The organism is Paenibacillus sp. CAU 1782, from assembly GCF_054551715.1.
In genome coordinates this window covers 1,797,793-1,815,627 of record NZ_JBTOLL010000001.1, presented here as the reverse complement: position 1 = coordinate 1,815,627, position 17,835 = coordinate 1,797,793, and the positions used below count along the sequence as shown (strand labels likewise).

Here is a 17,835-nt window from a genome sequence, read left to right as displayed (position 1 = left end):
TTCTGTTTCGCATTGCTAGGCTTGCCGAGTCCGCCTGTATTCGCTCATGGAAATCCCCTTTCTTTTTAGGAAAACGCGGCTTAACGATTTCCATTGCTCATACCCGACGTGTTGGGATAACTCCATAATGGGAAGCTCTGTTTCCGCCAGCAGGCGGCAGCAGGCAGCTACTCTTGTTTCTTCCAGGCAGTCGCGGAAGCTTCGCCCGTCCCAATCGGCAAACAAGCGGCGAAGCTGGCGTTCACCCATTCCGGCTGCGGCTGCGGCATCCGCTATCGTAATGCGCTTTGCATAGTTCGCCCTTATGTAGGCCAGCGCATTTGCCAACGGCCGCCTGAGAGGTCGGCAGTTCAATTGCGGGCCTTCGCTTGGCTGTGCCCCTTCTCCGGATTTTTCCTCTCCGTTCAACGGGTCAGTCGAGTTTTCCCCATGCAAAACCTCCATGTTTGTTTCCCGATACACAGCCGACAAAAGCCCAAGCGCCTCGCTCCATATCGCCAAGGAATCCGAAGCGCCGGGATATTGGGCGTACAAAGCGGACAAGCGGCGGAACCGTTGCCTCAATTCGCTGGTCCGGTCCTTCATGTAAAGCCACCCGCTGTCCTTTGGCGGGCTGTTCGTGCAGTCGCCACTGTCATTTCCCCATAGCCCGATAGCGCCTTCGTCATTGCCGTTGCGTTCCTGCGACGGGCTGTTCGCACAGTCGTCGTTGCGCTTTCCCGTCAGCCGGAGCAGGAAGCTTGCTTCGCCGCCGCTCTCCAGAGCTGCTGCCATTCGGTTCAGGCAAGCTTTTGTCAGCAGCAAATTCCAAACCTTTAAGTTTCCCGGCTCAGCGGATTTCGATGGCGGCCGGAAAATATGCCGGGTTCCGACAGGGATGGCGAACAGATCGCCCGCCTCCGCCAGAACAGGCTCTCCGTTCAAATAATGGGTACCTCTTCCTTCCGCCACAAGCACCAGCTCCACGAATTCATGGTCATGCTCCATTAGCCATAAGCTTTCTTCAGCCTCGGCCACATAAATGTCGGGATGTCTGCCGAAAAAGGTTTGTTCCTCATAATGCTCGATTGTTCGAACGATCGACATGACCGGTCTGCACCGCCTTGGCATTGAATTTGAATGTCCGTTTTTGGGGCAACGAAGACCTGTTTTAGCCTATCGATTGCGCTACATCCATTCTACAATAAGTACGTAAACGGTGTCATTATGAAATGGCTTATTCATAAAAAGGAGCGGATGAAGATGAAGACAGGTATTGATGGGCAGGAATGGGAAGCGAAATGGATATGGGGAGGGGCGGAAGAAAGTCCCCGCAACGAATGGAGATGGTTTCGCGGGTCATTCGTATGCCCGGCTGAATATTCAAGCGGGGAGGAAGCTACGCTGCGCATTGCGGCGGATTCCCGTTACGAAGTTTTTGTGAATGGAAAATGGGTCGGAAGAGGGCCTGTGCGTTATTTTCCAACTGATTTGTTTTATGATTCCTATTCGGTTGGCCATTTGCTCCGAAGAGGCGAGCCGAACACGATTGCGGTTCAAGTTATCCATTATGGCATATCCAACTTTTATTATTTGAGAGGCAGGGGAGGTTTGCTGGCCCAACTCGACGCCGTTTCAGGAGGGGAGCAAACTGTCATTGCGGCGACGGGAAATCATTGGACAACGTCACTTCACAGCGGCCAAGATCCCGCGGTATCCCGCATGTCCTGCCAGCAAGGCTTTGCCGAGCGGATTGATGGAAGGCTCCATCAGGAAGACTGGATGGAGACGAAATTTGACGAAAGCAGCTGGGATCGTTCTTTTGTCATCGGAGAAGCAGGCATGGAGCCTTGGACCAACCTGCAGCCGCGCGACATTCCTTATTTGACGGAGGAGCTTGTACAGCCTGTTAGCGTATTGAATCTGAATCGGGTTCAGCCTTACCCATTGACGGCATTCCTGGATAATTACACTCTTATGAAGCCGCAGGGCGAGGAAAATGCCAACGTGATTTGTTTTGCGGGAGCCTTCGGCACTATGCTGAGGCTGAAAGAAGACGGCATCGTAAGCATCATGCTGCAAGCAAGCGGCTTAGGCATTGCCGGGGAGGTTGGCGGGCTGTTAAGGATAGGCGACAAGCTTGTTTCGGAAACGGAATTGGAGCATGAACCTCCGCTTATGCGTTATCGAATCGCCCTGCCGGCCGGAGACCATCTTCTTCTCTACACCGCTTTTGGTCCCGATCACGGCGTCATGCAGCGTATTGCCGTTGATTGCGACAAGGAGATTGAATGGTTTAATCCGTTAACCGGGAGTTCGGATATCCGCGCTATGGGCGATGCTCCGATTCGCTGGATTCACCATCAAGAAGACGATTCTCCGTTTGTTGCCATCGGTCCCGCGTATGCTTATACAATGGTGGATTTTGAAGACGGCGGGAAGCAGTACAAGCGGTGGAGGAAGGAGGCTTTCTTGTTTGCGGAAGCCTTTGCGGGGGCCGGCAGCCTGCAGTCATTCAAGGAATTGGGCTATTCTGTGCATGCGGTGCCGCGTCTTTTGGCCAACGGTGACGATGCGTTTATGCCGCAGGTAGCCAAGCGATTATCCGATTCCTATGCAGTTCCGACTGGTCTGCAGCAGGCGGCTGTATCTTCGCGCGATCCCGGCATCGTGCCGGTTTTTGAGGATGGAGATACGGAGTTCATGCTGGATTTCGGCAAGGAATGGAGCGGGTATCTCCAATTTGAAGTAGAAGCGGAAGAGGGGGTCGTTATTGATTGGTACGGCGTTGAATACAGAAAAGGCGACTATGTGCAGCATACATTCGGTCTGGACAACACCGTGCGGTACATTGCACGGAACGGAAGGCAGCGCTATTCCTCTCCGGTACGAAGAGGCTTCCGTTATTTGATCGTAACCGTACGTGGAGCGAAAAAGCCGGTGCTGCTCCATCATGTCGGGGTGATGCAGAGCAACTATCCGGCTCCGGAAGTGGGGCAATTCCATTGCTCCGATGCCAGGCTTAATGCGATATGGGAAATTTCCCGGCATACCACGAGGTTATGCATGGAAGACACCTTCGTGGATTGTCCCGCTTACGAGCAAGTATTCTGGGTGGGCGACAGCCGCAATGAAGCATTGGTCAACTATTATTTGTTCGGCGGCACGGACATCGTGAAACGATGTCTCCGGCTGGTGCCGGGCTCTGCGTTTCAGACGCCGCTTTATGGCGATCAGGTGCCGAGCGGCTGGCGCAGCGTTATTCCGAACTGGACGTTTTTCTGGGTTGCGGCTTGCGCGGAATACGCAGAGCATACCGGAGACGCCGAATTCGCGGCCGAAATGCTGCCCCATATTCTTTTTACGTTGCGCCACTATGTTCAGCATATCAACAGCGATGGGTTGCTGGAAATAAACGGATGGAATCTGCTTGACTGGGCGCCGATCGATCAACCGAACAGCGGCGTCGTGACGCATCAGAACATGATGCTTGTCCATGCGTTGCGTCAGACGGCGGATATGGCGCGCTTGGCCGGAGCGGCAGTTGATGACTGGTGTCTGGTGGAAGCCGGCAAGTTGGAAGAAGCCATCAACAGATCGTTATGGAGCCAGGAACGGAAAGCATATTTGGACTGCATTCATAGCGACGGCAAGCGATCGAACAGCTTTAGCATGCAAACTCAGGTGGTAGCGCTGCTGACCGGTGTTGCGAAGATGGAAAGGGAAGGAATGCTTGTCTCGTATCTTGCCGATGTTCCCGAAGGTTTTGTTCCGATCGGCAGCCCGTTTATGTCGTTTTTCTATTACGAGGTTCTTATGAAGCACGGGCGCATTCGTCATATGCTGGACGATATGAGGGAGAACTACGGCTTTATGATCGACAACGGCGCCACTACCTGCTGGGAAATGTACGGACATACCACCATGAACCGCGCCAATGAAAACGACTTGACCCGCAGCCACTGCCATGCCTGGTCGGCAGCTCCCGGCTATTTTCTGGGAGCTTATGTGCTTGGCGTCGCCCCGGCGGCCCCGGGCTGGTCGAAAGTCGCAATCAATCCTCAAGCCGGAGACCTGGATTGGGCCAAAGGCTCCGTGCCGATTCCGGGCGGTGGAAAGATTGATGTCGAATGGAAAGCGGCTGACGGAGCGCTAAACGAAATTTCGATTACCGCACCCGAAGGCGTGGAACTGGATATCGCTGTTCCGGCATCCTGCAAAATCGAAATTTCGAGGGTCAAACAAATAGGTTAACGGCGCATTTCATTCACGGCGGCTGAACACGCCGGGCGTAATTGCCTTGACCATAATGGGTATAAAGGATATTGACATATATTCAATTAGATAATATCATTATGATAATAACAAAAAGATATTATCTACTCCATTCCATTATGAAAGCGAGGCAATGCTTATGTTCGGCATTCGATTTGTAAAGTTTCAGCCAAGCGAATATGTGATGAAGGTCAGAAACGGCAAGGTCGTGCAGGAAGGAATCGGATTGTCTTTCCTGTATTATGCTCCGGTCACTTCCGTCATGGTTCTTCCCGTATCCTCGATCGATGCTCCCTTTATGTTCGAGGAAATGACCGCCGATTACCAGACGGTCACTTTGCAGGGGCAATTGACTTACCGCATCGCGGATTACCATAAAACGTCCCAACATCTGGACTACACCTATCATTTGAACAAAAAAAATTACTTGTCGGATGATCCCGGCAAGCTGTCGCACAGGGTAATGAACGCCGCTAAAGTTTTGGTCAAAAAAGAGCTGTCGCAATTGCCGTTAAGGGGGGCGCTGCAAGCGGGCGAGCGTCTGGCGGACGGCATCAGGGGAGGTCTTCAGGCCAACGAAGAGCTTAGCAGGCTCGGCATCGAAGTGCTAGGCGCGTCCATCCTTGCCATCTTGCCCAGCAAGGAAACATTGCGGGCGCTGGAGGCTGAAGCCCGCGAGGCGATACTCCGAGGAGCCGACGATGCCCTGTACGAGCGCCGCAACGCATCCATTCAGCAGGAGCGAAAAATCAAGGAAAACGAGCTGGGCACGGAGATCGCGATCGAAATGAAGAAAAAGCAAATTCGCGAAACGCAGCTGGATTCCGAACGCCTGGTTATGAAAAAGCGAAATGAGATGCAAGAGGAACAGCTTCAGTTCGATACGCTGCTGGAAAAGGAAAAAGGGGCGCTGATCGAACTTACTGTCGCCAATAAGAAGGCCGAGGCGGACGCCAAAGCGTACGAAATGTCGGCGGTTGTCAAAGCGATGCAAGGGATGGAGCCGCACATGCTTCAGTCGCTTGCCAACCTTGGCATGGAACCCGGCAAGCTGATTGCCATCGCTTTTCAGGAATTGGCGGAAAAAGCCGACAAAATCGGCCAGCTTACCATTACGCCGGATTTGCTGCAAGGCTTGATGAACGAAAACGGCGGCAAAAGGGCTCGCTGATAAAGGAGGACTGCGTTATGCCGGGACATCTGTATGGAAGGGAAAACGGAAATGCCCAGCGGTCGGGGAAAGGATTGCGGGGAACGTCCGACAGCGCAGGCAAGCCCGATAACGGAGACTTCAAGCTGGTGCTGGTCAAGAGACGCACACGGCTGGAGGAGCTGATTGTCCGCTATAACACGGTATCGCAGGCGCAATTTTACATCCGGCAGATGGGAGCGGATTTCGACGATTATTCGAATGAGCACGACACGTACCAATTGGCTCTTCGGCAAAGTATTGCCGAACTGGAATCGTTAGGGAGACTGCAGGTCGTTGACAGAGAACATGTGCCGAACTATATTTTTGGCAAGCACGATACCGTGGTGGCTTTGGGGCAGGACGGCCTGGTGGCGAATACGCTCAAATATTTGCAGGAACAGCCGCTTATCGGGGTTAACCCCGATCCCGGCCGTTGGGACGGAGTGCTGCTTCCATTTGCGGTAGGTGACCTGCGGAAGATCATGCCCGAGGTTTTGCGCGGGCAGCGCGGGACCAAGAGGGTAGCCCTGGCAAAAGCGACGTTGAACGACGGGCAGACGCTGTATGCGGTCAATGATTTGTTTATCGGAAGAAGAACGCATGTATCCGCGAGATACCGGCTCCAAGTGGGCGATGAGGGGGAGCAGCAATCCTCCAGCGGTATCATCGTTTCCACGGGCATGGGGGCAACGGGCTGGTTCAAAAGCGTGCTGGCGGGAGCGGAAGGCATCAGCCGGGCGGCTGGGGGTTATTGCGAGGGGGACGGCTCGGCAGCCTTTTCCCGGGGCGAGCGTCGGATGGAGAAGTTTGGCTGGGATGCGGGCCATCTCTATTTTTCAGTACGAGAACCCTTTCCCAGCCGTTCGACCGGCGCTTCGCTTGTATTCGGGCGAATTTATGACGGATGCCCGTTGCGGGTGGAGTCGCAAATGCCGGAGGACGGGGTTATTTTCAGCGACGGCGTAGAAAGTGATTATCTGGCGTTTAATTCCGGTTTGCGGGCTACAATCGGGCTGGCGGAGAAGCATGGAAATTTGATTATTTGATCCGGTGCGCGGTATCGCTGAACATGCTGAATGGCGGGTGCGAATTGACGGCCAATCATGCTACAATCATAGGGATATTTTTGAATGCAGGCGAAGGAGAGAACTCATGTCCATTGACAAGACAAAATACCCGACTTTAGCCGCCCCTATATTTTGGGAGCCCGTGGAGTCGCGCTTTGCGGCAGGGGCATGCGGGGATGAAAGCATGGTGAGCAATATCAGTCTGGTACCGACGGTTGGCGATAAATATGTCATGATGCAATTGGAGGACGGCCGATGGGAGCTGATCGGGGGGACGCTTGAACCCGGCGAGCTTTACATGGACGGTCTTGAGAGGGAACTGATGGAAGAGATCGGCGCGGAACTGGAGACGTTTTCTCTTGTCGGCCATTTCGCCTGCCATTCCACGGCTGAGTATCCTTATCGTCCCCACATCCCTCATCCCCGTTTTGTGCGTCTGATTGGAACAGGCGAAGTTACGCTGGTTGCACCGCCGTCCAACCCACAAGACGGGGAGGCCGTGGCCAGAGTGGAGCTGATGGAGATCAGCGAAGCTGTGCGTCTGTTCAGGTCGCAAGGCCGCCATGATCTAGCCGAGCTTTATCTTTTTGCTCATGAATGGCGCAGCTCCGGGGAACGGATACGCGAGGCCGAGATTTCGCCGATCTAACTGATCTGACTGATCTAACTGATCTAATGGACGCGCTTTCGGCATACACTTCCGTAAAAGAGGAGCGTGATGCCGAATGGATCAGCCAATCAGGCAATATTACAGACTGAAGCAGAAGCAAAAAGAGCTGGAGGAGCAGCTTGCCGAGCTGCGCGTCCACATTTTGGACCAACTGCGCGAGCAGGATGTGCTTGAAACGTCGCAGGCGGGATACCGGGCCAAAATCGTGGTGCAGGAGCGCAAGGAATACGATGGCGAAAAGCTGTTTGCCGCCTTGCCCGATCTTGAACTATGGAGGCTGCTTTCCAAGCCGGATGCAGGGAAAATCGCCGGTCTTCTCAAATTAAATGTCATCGCGCAGGAGCAGCTGGCAGGGACCTTCGAAACGAAAGAGGTGCTGCTGCTTCAGGTAGAGCGTCAATGATAGGGCATCAATAAAGAGAGGAATGTAAGCAAGCGGGATGGAACGGAATAATGAATGGATCAGCGAGGATAATCATGCATGGGATGAATTAAAAAGCCTGCTTGACGGAGGCAGCAATGCCTGCGTCTGCGTCCCGGCCCGGCGTAATGAAGCAGACTCCGCATTGCGCCGTCTCGGCGTAAGCACGGCATCTTATTTGGGCGCTGTGATCTATGAAACAGGAGGCATTCTGGTAGACTCCAGCTGGGTTTCCCTGCTGGGCTCAGGCGGCGAAGGCATTCAAGGTAGCTTGTTATCCTGGAACGGCATGGATGAACATGGCGGGATGGAACATATTGAACATATTCCAGGTTTGCTTGTAGTCGCCTACGACGCGGCAGGCGGATTTTTTGCCATGGATACGGGGAAGTTTGGCGGCAGCGGCCATATTTACTATTTTGCGCCGGATACGCTAGAGTGGGAAGATACCGAGCTTGCCTATTCCGCCTTCATCAACTGACTGGCGTATGGCGATTTGGAACAGTTCTATGCAACCTTCCGCTGGGAAAGCTGGCGGGAGGACGTGGCTAAGCTTCGTAGCGGACAAGTCTTTGCTTATTATCCGCCGCTTTGGGCAAAAGAAGGAGGGGGCGACATTAGCGACAAATCGCCAATTTCCGTCGCGGAAGCCTGGGATATCGTGTCGAAATGATAATGCGATAATGGAATATTTGTTTTATAATGGGAGTCGGGAGCGGCTATAAGGTCATTCCGCAAGGAGGATTGCCATGATAAAAATATTCGAGGATGAAGACGACCCGGAATATTATGTAGAGGGAAACCCGATCAAGGTAGACTATTCCAGCGAGCATTCGGTTTCGGCATTATGGAGCTCTCTGACGAAAGCTCTGGCTCCCGTTGTTGAACCGTCGCTCTTTGCGCCGCCTGTCTCTCCGGAAGCCTATAATGCTTTTGCCCGCGAGGTTGAAGCGGTGACCGGAAAGTCCCTTCCGGATGAACTTGGGGAACTTTATCGCCAAGCCAACGGACATGCTTCCCTGTTCGAGGGCGTTTTTATGGGTATGAGCCTGTTGTCGATCGAGGATAGCGCGGCTATCTGGAAGGAGCTTCAAAGCCATGACGGAGCTGAATTTGATAGCGAGTGCGAGTCGATTCCCGCAAACGCGATCCGGTTGAAGCATCGCAATCCAGGCTGGATCCCGCTCGCTTCGGATTTCAGCGGAAATTACATAGGCATCGATCTTGATCCGGATGCCAAGGGTGAGGCGGGGCAAATGATTAATTTCGGCCGTGATGAAGAGGTCAAAATGGTGCTCGCCCCAACTCTTAGACATTTGCTTATTTTTGTGCTGCAGCAATTAGAAGCAGGCCGTTACCGAATGGAAGGCGATGATGAATCCGGCGAGATTTATTTGCAATTCCCGGACAATGTTCATCCGTTGGAAGGTTTTAAAGCTTGTCTCTCCACCAATGGCTGAAATGCAAAAATGGAATAATAGAAACGGGGCTGTCCGAAAAGCCTGTTGCGGTGAATAAATATTCAGCAAAACCGGTCCCTCCCGTAAAAGGGTGTCTTGGAAGTTTCAAACATTATTGTCCGCTTTATTTTAATCCTTTTTTAAGTGAAAAAAAGGGCTCAAAACAGAAATTAGTACTTGAATGCGATTGAGATCAAACACTGCGGGACAAGAGGCCTCCCATTGCGAAATTCGGCTTGTAAACGGTTCGCGACATCTTTGTGGAGTGCAAGGACCGGAAGCTAGCCCCACGCAACGGACATCCATGGCCATTAAAGCTTTGTTTTGATGCAATCTCCAATTTTAAAGGTCATGTATGACCATATAAGCTTACATTCACCCCAAAAACGTGACTTTTGAGCGTCTAAAGGACACGCGTGACCGTTAGCTGAAGCCAATGTATTCATTTGGGGCTCTAACGGTCATCGGTGACTGCTAGAGGGACCAAGGTAGCTGTCACTGTCGATGTCCATTTTTGAGAAGAGGTTATCGTCTTCCGCGTTTGACACTCCTGCTCCGTAAAATCTAGCACTGATGATAAGGTTAAGCCGAAAAAAGCGGACAATAAAGCTCGCCCTCAAAACACCATTTCCTGTCCGGTCCTCTGTGCTGAATATTTATTACGTCCACTTGACTTTTCGAACAGTCCCTTGTGAGATGAAGGCTCCCGCAGGGGGCCTTTTTTGCGTTCGCCCAATACAGTGCTATGACAGCACAATAGCGTTCATTACGGGCTGCCGGGGCGTTTGCTACACTTGGGGTGTGAATGAAAACTCGCTCAAGGGCATCTATCACCGCCTTTTCGCCCCTCCAGGGAACGGGAATTCGGCAATTTCTGCTCCCTGCGGAGTTTTCAGACACGCCCTAGTTTGCTCAGAGATAAGGCCTCCACGATGATTGCCGCCAAGACATTGCAGAGCGGCGGACAGCGGGGAGAGCCGGGCAGGAGAAGGAGGAGAATAACGGTATGAGCCGATTGAAAACGGGGTTTTCGGGCAATCATCCCATCGGTTATTTATTTGTCGCCCCAAGCATGATCGGGATTGGCCTGTTTTATCTGGTGCCAGCGATTATGTCCTTTGTCATGATGTTTACCGACTATTCGTTTATGGACAAGGGGGGGCTTCAGTTTACGGGATTGGACAATTTCAAAAGGCTGATGGAGGATGCTTCGTTCCATAACGCTGTCGGCAAAACGTTTATTTTTCTGATGACCGTTCCGGTCTCCATTTTGCTGTCATTCCCCATCGCCTTTGTGCTGAACCAAAGCGTGTATTGGAGCAAGCTGCTCCGGACCTTGTATTTTTTGCCCTACATTATGAACGGCGTTGCTATCGCGTTTGTCTGGATGCTGCTGTTCCATCCCGGCCAAGGACCCATCAACGCGACGCTGCGGCTAATCGGCATCAGCAACCCTCCGGGCTGGATGGCCCAGACGGATACCGCGATTTTTGCCGTCGCCATTATTCATATCTGGATCATGGTTGGCTACAACATGATCATTTATTTGGCGGGTTTGCAGGATGTGCCCAAGGAGCTGCTGGAGGCTTCGCGCATTGACGGAGCCAGGCTCTGGCATACCATCCGGTATGTAACCGTTCCGCTGGTATCGCCCACAACCTTCCTGCTGCTGATTACCGGGTTTATATCCGCGATCAAAACCTTCGGCATCATCCAGGCGACAACAGGCGGAGGACCGGGTGAAAGCACAAGCGTGTTGTCCATTTACATTTACAAAACCGCATTCCGCTATTACGAGATGGGATACGCTTCGGCGATTTCGTGGATGCTGTTCGCTATCGTTATGCTGGTTATGCTGCTGAATTGGATCGGCCAAAAACGCTGGGTCCATTATTAGGTCCTATACAGGAGGTTGCGATGAACACAATAACTGCTGCCGGCCAGACCGGAAGAAGGGGGAAACGGGGCCCTGCTTTGCGCAAATGGCTGCTCACGTTAATCATGACGGCTTTTGGCCTGATCATGCTGCTCCCGTTCGCCTGGATGATTTCGACATCCTTCAAAACGCCGCTCGAGGTGTTCCGTTTTCCGATCCAATGGATTCCCGACGAAATCCTGTGGAAGCATCATGAGAAGGTATGGACGGGACCTGGCAATTTCGTTTCCTATTACGTAAACTCGCTAAAAGTATCCATTATTTCTACCGCAGGCGCGGTCGCATTTGCCGCTCTGGCGGCGTACGGCTTCTCCAGGGTGAAATTTCGCGGACGCGACGCCATGTTTTTTGTCTACCTGTCCATGATGATGGTGCCGCCGCAAATTTTGTTTGTGCCCAAGTTTGTGCTGTTTGACTGGATGGGCATCTACAACACCCATCTTGCGCTGATTCTTCCCGGCATGTTCACCATCTTTGGCGTGTTTTTGCTGAGACAGTTTTTTATGACCGTTCCGCATGAAATAAGCGAAGCGGCGTTTATCGACGGAGCGGGCCATCCCAAAATTTTCTGGCACGTCATTCTGCCGCTTGCCAAAGGGCCGCTTGCCACCTTAACGATACTGGACTTCTCCTGGCACTGGAACGATTACGAAAATGCTCTTATCTTTCTGGTGGACAAAGGTTTGTACACGGTTCCGCTTGGCCTGCAAAATTTCGTGCTGGAAAACTCCGTGGATTACAACGGGATGATGGCCGCTGCGACGGCTGCAATGATTCCCATGATTATTGTATTTTTGCTTGGCCAGCGCTTTATTATTGAAGGCATTGCTAACGGCGCTGTCAAAGGATAGAAGAAGGCGGGCGAAGCTGTGCCCGCAAAAGGCAGGCCTCCCGTTGCGGGCGGCCTGCTTGCCGCTTTCCGGGAGAGGGTTTTTGCCCTCTTTTCGGCGAGAACGCCGTTTGATATACTGGGCAATATTGCAAGCGCGGACAGGGGGACGGATGTTGGACATGTGGAGGAACACGCGGAAAAAATGGTGGCCCGGCAGTCTGAAAAATCGTATGGTTGCCGCTTACGTGCTGCTGGTGCTGATTCCGTTCTCCGGACTTTGCCTGATCGGCTTTAACCAAATCGAGCAGGTACTGAAGCAAAACCAGATTACGCAAAACTCTCGGGAGGTGGAGGGCTTCCGCAGCGATTTGCTGGATTTGACGGGGCTGATGACCCGTTCCCTCATTCTCATTAACCAAAACCCCGCGTTTGAGCAATATTTGAGCGGCGAAAGCGGGGGGTCCTATCATGCCGCGCGAAGGGAAATCATCCGCAATTTGGATTCGCTCGCCAATTCGTTTTTTCTCTCCACTCCTTCGGTATATTTTACGGTCACCGACACGGCGGGCAATGCTTTCTTCAATTATACGCCGCGCCAGGTGGTGGACGGGGGCAGGCTTTATGGGGAAATTCTCGAACATACTGGCGGCGGCGCCACTTACCGCTGGCAAGAGGCTCCAACTTATATCGCCAAGGACATTGTTCCCGGCGATACAATGTTAACGATTGATTCCATACTGCTTAACGAGCAGAGGGAGCCGTTTGGTTCGGTCCGCATCAGCATAGACCATCAGCGTTGGCTGGCGGGGTGGGCGCGCGGCGGAGACCGGCAAGGCAGCTATTTGGTCGCAAGAGCGGATGGAGGAATCGTGTTCCGCAGCGCCAAAGAGGCGAATATGCCGGAAGAGTTGATCCGGCGGCTAACGGCGGAATTGAAAGCGCATCCCGACAAAACGGTTCATTATGTAAGCAATCAGGAGCAAGCCCTCTATTTGGGCAGCTATCTGTCTTCCCTGGACTGGATGCTGGTCAAAAAAATATCGCTCCAGCAGGTTTTTGCGGAAACCAATAGCATTAAGCAGAATGTGTTTATAGGCGTTATATTGCTGACGGCCGTATTTATCGCCGCAACGCTGCTGATCGCTTCCGCAATTACGAAGCCGCTGCACAGGCTGCGCAAAGTAATGACGAAGGCGGCGGATAACGAGCTTAAGGTAACGCTGCCCACGGATGCCTATAGCGGGGAAATTTTGCAGCTGGTCAACAGCTTTAATGTCATGATCGCCGATATTCAAAACCTTATATACCGGCTTAAGGTAGAGGAGAGGCAAAAGGAGTCCAGCCGATTTCAAATACTCGTCTCCCAGATGGACCCCCATTTTCTGCTGAATACGTTAAATATGATCAAAAGCCAGGCGCTCCGGAATAAGGACGAAATTACGTTCGATATTTGCGTCTCGCTGGGCTTGCTGCTGGAAACCAGCCTGAATACGGAAGTGGATCTGGTGCCGCTGGGACAGGAGCTCAGCTTTACGGAAGCCTATATGCATATCCAGAATACCCGCTTCAGCAACCGCTTTAAGCTGGACATTCAATATGACGAATCGCTGTATTATACGCTGGTGCCCAAGTTTACCCTTCAGCCTCTTGTTGAAAATGCGATCATCCATGGTTTTGCGGTGCCAAAGCGGAATGAAACCATTACAATCTCTATCCAGCGGAGCGGAAAACAGCTTCTGCTGCTGGTCACTGACAACGGGCAAGGCGTGGAGGGCGCCAGGAAGGATTCGCCTTCCGTCGCACGGAAACGCAAGGGCATCGGGCTTGCCAATATCCGCGAACGGCTGGAGCTTCTGTACAGGGGAGTTGCGTCTCTGGAATTGGAGGAGCCGCAAAGCAATTCCGGCACAACGGTAAAAATCGTATTGCCCCTTCTTATTTCGGAGCCGTATCAAAAGGAGGAGAAAACTCATGTATAGCGTCTATCTGGTAGAGGACGAACCCTATGCAATGGATATGCTGAAACATATGGTGATGTGGGAAAAATACGGCTTTGCGGTAAAAGGCGAATTTGCAAACGGAGAAGAAGCCTATGCGGCCATGGAGCGGGAGCAGCCGGATTTGGTCATCACGGATATCGTCATGCCGGCCATGGACGGCGTGGAGCTGCTGCGCAGAAGCCGGGAACGCGGCTGGAGCTGTCCGTTTATTATGTTGACCTGCATGTCGGAGTTTCAATATGCCCAGCAGGCGCTGGAGCATGGAGCGATCGGTTATGTGCTCAAGCTGTCGCTGAGGCCCGAACGTCTGGCTTCCTTGCTGGATAAAGCGAGAGTCGAGCTGGAGCAGCGGGACAAGTGGCGGAGGCTTAACGGAATCGAGGGAGCGGAATCGCTTGGCGCGCCCATTGTCGGAGAACGGCTGACGGATCATCCCCAGGTGGATCGGCTTGTGGCCCATATTTCGCAGCATTACGGCGAGGAGCTGTCGCTTGGAGGCTTGGCTAAGCTCGTCAACATGGAGCAGACCTATGTCAGCAATATTTTTAAGAAAAAAACCGGGCATACCATTACCAATTTCACGCAAAAAGTCAGGGTGGAGGCGGCGGTGCGGGAGCTGCTGGGAACAACGTTATCGGTTTCAGCCATCTCACAGCGCTGCGGCTTTGCTAATGACAACTACTTTATTAAGGTATTCAAGCGGTGGACGGGCAAAACGCCAAGCGATTTCCGAAAATCATAAGTCTGGCTCCCTGATGACCCAATCCCCCAAAAATGTCCCATTACAACACAAAAGCGTTCATGGGAGGGCGGATGGCCTGGTGGTACGATAGTTACAAGCCAATGAGAGAGTTGCCGGGCTGCCGGAACCTCGGGGCTGAAACTGCTTAGAGATGAAGGGGAGGTTTGTCATAATGAAAGCGAAATTCAAATGGTGGCTGCCGGGATTGCTTGCGCTAATCGTTTTTGCAAGCGGTTGCGGAAACAGCGGCGGCGGCGCGGAGAGCAGCAATGGCAACGGGGGAGCGGCTACGTCCACTGCGGAAGGAAGCGGCGGAGCTTCCGGCAAGACGATTACGCTGAAGTTTTGGGGCGGCGTGCCGGAAGAAGCGGGCCCGCTGGATATGGTCAAGGCATGGAATGACGCCAACGAAGATGTCAAAGTAGAGTATGTCCGTTTCGTCAATGACGACAGCGGCAATCTGAAGCTGGATACGGCGCTTGTCGCCGGCGAAAATATCGATTTGTATATCAGCTACGCCAAATTTATGGTAGAGAAGCGGGTTCAGGCGGGAAGCGCGTTAAACCTGAGCGAACTGGAAGGTTATGATATCGAAGGCAAATTGGGCGAGGCCGTCAAAGCCTGGAAATTCGAAGACGGCTATTACGGCTTGCCGACTGTATCCTCGCAGAGCTTTATTTGGCTGAACAAGGATGCGTTGGACGCGGCGGGCTTGCCGCTGCCGGCGCTGGACTGGACGCAAAGCGATTTGGCGGAATACGCCAAGCGGCTTAGCCAGGATACAACATACGGCTATGTTCAGGGCACCAATATGTTTTCCTTCAATATGGACGGCGAGCTGCAAAATGATTTTGTGAAGGACGGCGTGTCCAATCTGGATACCCCGGTAACGCGGGCTTCGCTGGAGACATGGCATCGGATGATGCATGAGGACAAAAGCATGCCAACTTACGGCGAGCAGGTTGCGACCAAAATGCCGGTTGACGCCTCCTTCCTGAAAGGCGAAGCGGCGATGTTTGGCGCAGGCAACTGGATTTTCCGCAACGCCAACAATTTGACCGATTATCCGCGCGAGTTCAAAATCGCGTTTGCAGCCGTTCCTCGTCCGGACGGCGCGCGCAGCGATTTCCGTATGGAAGGCGGTCTCAGCGACGTTGTTTCCATCAATCCCAAATCCGCTTATAAGGAGGAAGCGTGGAAGTTTCTGCAATGGTATGCCGACGAAGGCGTCACGTACCTCAGCAAGGGCGGAAGAATTCCGGCATCCGGCCAAGTCGACGACAGCGTAACGATGGCAAAGCTGGTGGAAGGAAATGAACAGCTGTATGATCTGGATTCGCTCAAAAACGTCCTGTTCGGAAACCAGGAAACCTATATCAACACGGTTCCGGTTCAATTAAACGATCTGCGCGCCGAGGAAATGGAAAACTATTTCCTTAACTCCCGCAGCCTGGATCAAACGATGGAAAACATCGTGAAGCGCCATAACGACCTGATCAAGCGTAACGGATAGGCGCTGAACGCAGGGAACTAAGTTCTTTTCATCTCGTTTGCAAGCCATGAGCCCAATTAATCATTAAGCCGCAAGCGCATCCGTCGCTTGCGGCTTTTTTTTGCGTTGGGAGCTTGATGCGGCAGTGACGATTGCCCGGGCCCAAAATGGCGTTAATAATTTACATAAATTGCATTATTGTGTGCAGAATGTCACTTAAAATGGCGCGTTTGCTTCCTATAATGAAAGCATTGAAAGGAGATGTTGGGATGGAAGCAGTTGAACTAGCCAGGCTGCAGTTCGGCGTAACGACCATTTATCACTTTTTGTTCGTGCCGCTCTCGATCGGACTGGCGTATTTGATCGCGTTTATGCAGACGATGTATGTCATCCGGGACGACGAGAAGTACAAGCAAATGGCGAAATTTTGGGGCAAAATCTTTTTGCTCAACTTTGCCGTAGGGGTTGTAACCGGCATTATGCAGGAATTCCAGTTCGGGATGAACTGGGCGGATTATTCCCGTTTTGTCGGCGCTGTGTTTGGAGGACCGCTTGCGGTAGAAGCGCTCGTTTCCTTTTTTCTGGAGTCGACCTTCCTCGGCATCTGGATTTTTGGCTGGGACCGCTTGTCCAAGAAGGTCCATTTGGCGTGTATTTGGCTTGTCGCCATAGCGGCCACGCTGTCAGCGCTTTGGATTCTAAGCGCCAACTCCTTTATGCAGGAGCCGGTCGGCTATCAGATTGTCAACGGCCGGGCGGAGATGACGGATTTCTTCGCGCTGCTGGGCAACAAGCAGCTATGGGTGGAGTTCCCGCATGTTATATTTGGCGCATTTGCGACGGGGGCTTTTTTTGTGACGGGAATCAGCGCGTACAAAATAGCGCGCAAGCAGCAGCTGGACATTTTTCGCCCTTCATTCAATATCGCGATTGTCGTGGCGCTGGTATCAAGCTTGCTGACGGCGTTTGCGGGACATGATCAGGCACAGCATCTGATGACGTCGCAGCCGATGAAAATGGCGGCTTCGGAGGGCTTGTGGCATACAAGCGGGGAAAGCGCTCCATGGACGGTTTTTGCCGCTATCGACCCCGTGAAGCAGGAAAATGCCTTTCAGGTTGAAATTCCCTACCTGCTCAGCGTATTGTCCTACAACAAGCTGACCGGAAGCGTGCCGGGCATGCTGGAGCTGCAAGATCAATACGTGCAGCAATACGGAGGAGGAAATTACATTCCGCCCGTGCGTACAACCTTCTGGAGCTTCCGCATTATGGTGGGAGCCGGCATGCTGATGATCCTGCTTGGCCTGCTGGGCACTTACAAGGCAATCCGTGGACGTGTGGAAGGCTCGGCCCGTTATTTGAAGTGGATGCTTCCGGCTATCGCTCTGCCCTTTATTGCCAATACATCGGGCTGGATTATGACCGAGGTTGGCAGACAGCCATGGATCGTGTTTGGACTGCAGCGAACAAACGAAGGCGTTTCGCCGCTTGTATCCAGCGGCATGGTCGCCACGACGCTGATTGGTTTTACCGTTGTTTACGGCTTGGTCGCCGCCGCCTTCATCTATCTGGTTGTACATACGGTTCGCCAAGGCGCCGACGTTGAAGCCAAGCATCATGCCGGACACGATGTGACAAACCGTACGCCTCCATCCGCGATGTTGTAGCGGCTGCTATATCTGTTGAACAACCGCTAACCTCTATCATTCAGGGGGATTTGGTTGTTCGGCTTTTATAGCTTGGCTTGAACGGAGCGGCGCTTAAGGCTG

At 52.7% G+C, this 17,835-nt stretch carries 13 protein-coding genes and 1 pseudogene; 13 read left to right on the top strand and 1 reads right to left on the bottom strand.

The features are described from left to right. Positions 1 to 15: 15 nt before the first annotated feature. Positions 16 to 1,086 carry a helix-turn-helix domain-containing protein gene (locus ACX93W_RS08565; RefSeq protein ID WP_459391872.1) on the bottom strand — a complete coding sequence of 357 codons (1,071 nt, stop codon included), beginning with the start codon at positions 1,084 to 1,086 and terminating at the stop codon, positions 16 to 18. Positions 1,087 to 1,242: 156 nt separating this feature from the next. Between ACX93W_RS08565 and ACX93W_RS08560 the strand changes: the two genes are divergently transcribed. The 13 genes and pseudogenes from ACX93W_RS08560 (at position 1,243) to ACX93W_RS08500 (ending at position 17,733) form a co-directional block, all read left to right on the top strand. Next, the gene (locus ACX93W_RS08560) at positions 1,243 to 4,233 is read left to right on the top strand and encodes a family 78 glycoside hydrolase catalytic domain (protein WP_459391871.1); all 2,991 of its coding nucleotides are present in this window, start codon (positions 1,243 to 1,245) and stop codon (positions 4,231 to 4,233) included. Between the two features lie 160 nt (positions 4,234 to 4,393). Beyond that, a complete protein-coding gene (locus ACX93W_RS08555) occupies positions 4,394 to 5,425 on the top strand; it encodes an SPFH domain-containing protein (RefSeq protein WP_459391870.1) in 1,032 nt (343 codons plus the stop codon). Between the two features lie 17 nt (positions 5,426 to 5,442). Then, positions 5,443 to 6,492, top strand: coding sequence for a diacylglycerol kinase catalytic domain-containing protein (locus tag ACX93W_RS08550; protein WP_459391869.1), 1,050 nt, complete (start codon positions 5,443 to 5,445; stop codon positions 6,490 to 6,492). A gap of 106 nt (positions 6,493 to 6,598) precedes the next feature. Further along, positions 6,599 to 7,162, top strand: coding sequence for an NUDIX domain-containing protein (locus tag ACX93W_RS08545; protein WP_459391868.1), 564 nt, complete (start codon positions 6,599 to 6,601; stop codon positions 7,160 to 7,162). Between the two features lie 76 nt (positions 7,163 to 7,238). Next, entirely contained in the window at positions 7,239 to 7,586 is a 348-nt protein-coding gene (locus tag ACX93W_RS08540) for a hypothetical protein (protein ID WP_459391867.1), read from the top strand. Between the two features lie 37 nt (positions 7,587 to 7,623). Next, a pseudogene (locus tag ACX93W_RS08535) lies at positions 7,624 to 8,277 on the top strand (DUF2625 family protein). A gap of 76 nt (positions 8,278 to 8,353) precedes the next feature. Next, a complete protein-coding gene (locus tag ACX93W_RS08530; RefSeq protein WP_459391866.1) occupies positions 8,354 to 9,064 on the top strand; it encodes an SMI1/KNR4 family protein in 711 nt (236 codons plus the stop codon). Positions 9,065 to 10,070: 1,006 nt separating this feature from the next. Then, positions 10,071 to 10,961 carry a carbohydrate ABC transporter permease gene (locus ACX93W_RS08525; protein ID WP_459391865.1) on the top strand — a complete coding sequence of 297 codons (891 nt, stop codon included), beginning with the start codon at positions 10,071 to 10,073 and terminating at the stop codon, positions 10,959 to 10,961. 20 nt (positions 10,962 to 10,981) lie between these two features. Next, positions 10,982 to 11,851, top strand: a complete 870-nt coding sequence (locus ACX93W_RS08520; protein ID WP_459391864.1) for a carbohydrate ABC transporter permease — start codon at positions 10,982 to 10,984, stop codon at positions 11,849 to 11,851. Between the two features lie 160 nt (positions 11,852 to 12,011). After that, the gene (locus ACX93W_RS08515; RefSeq protein WP_459391863.1) at positions 12,012 to 13,811 is read left to right on the top strand and encodes a sensor histidine kinase; all 1,800 of its coding nucleotides are present in this window, start codon (positions 12,012 to 12,014) and stop codon (positions 13,809 to 13,811) included. Further along, a complete protein-coding gene (locus tag ACX93W_RS08510) occupies positions 13,804 to 14,574 on the top strand; it encodes a response regulator transcription factor (protein WP_459391862.1) in 771 nt (256 codons plus the stop codon). Before ACX93W_RS08515 ends, ACX93W_RS08510 begins: the two co-directional genes overlap by 8 nt. A 172-nt stretch (positions 14,575 to 14,746) precedes the next feature. Further along, a complete protein-coding gene (locus tag ACX93W_RS08505; protein WP_459391861.1) occupies positions 14,747 to 16,087 on the top strand; it encodes an ABC transporter substrate-binding protein in 1,341 nt (446 codons plus the stop codon). 248 nt (positions 16,088 to 16,335) lie between these two features. After that, positions 16,336 to 17,733 carry a cytochrome ubiquinol oxidase subunit I gene (locus ACX93W_RS08500; protein WP_459391860.1) on the top strand — a complete coding sequence of 466 codons (1,398 nt, stop codon included), beginning with the start codon at positions 16,336 to 16,338 and terminating at the stop codon, positions 17,731 to 17,733. The last annotated feature ends 102 nt before the right edge of the window (positions 17,734 to 17,835 follow it).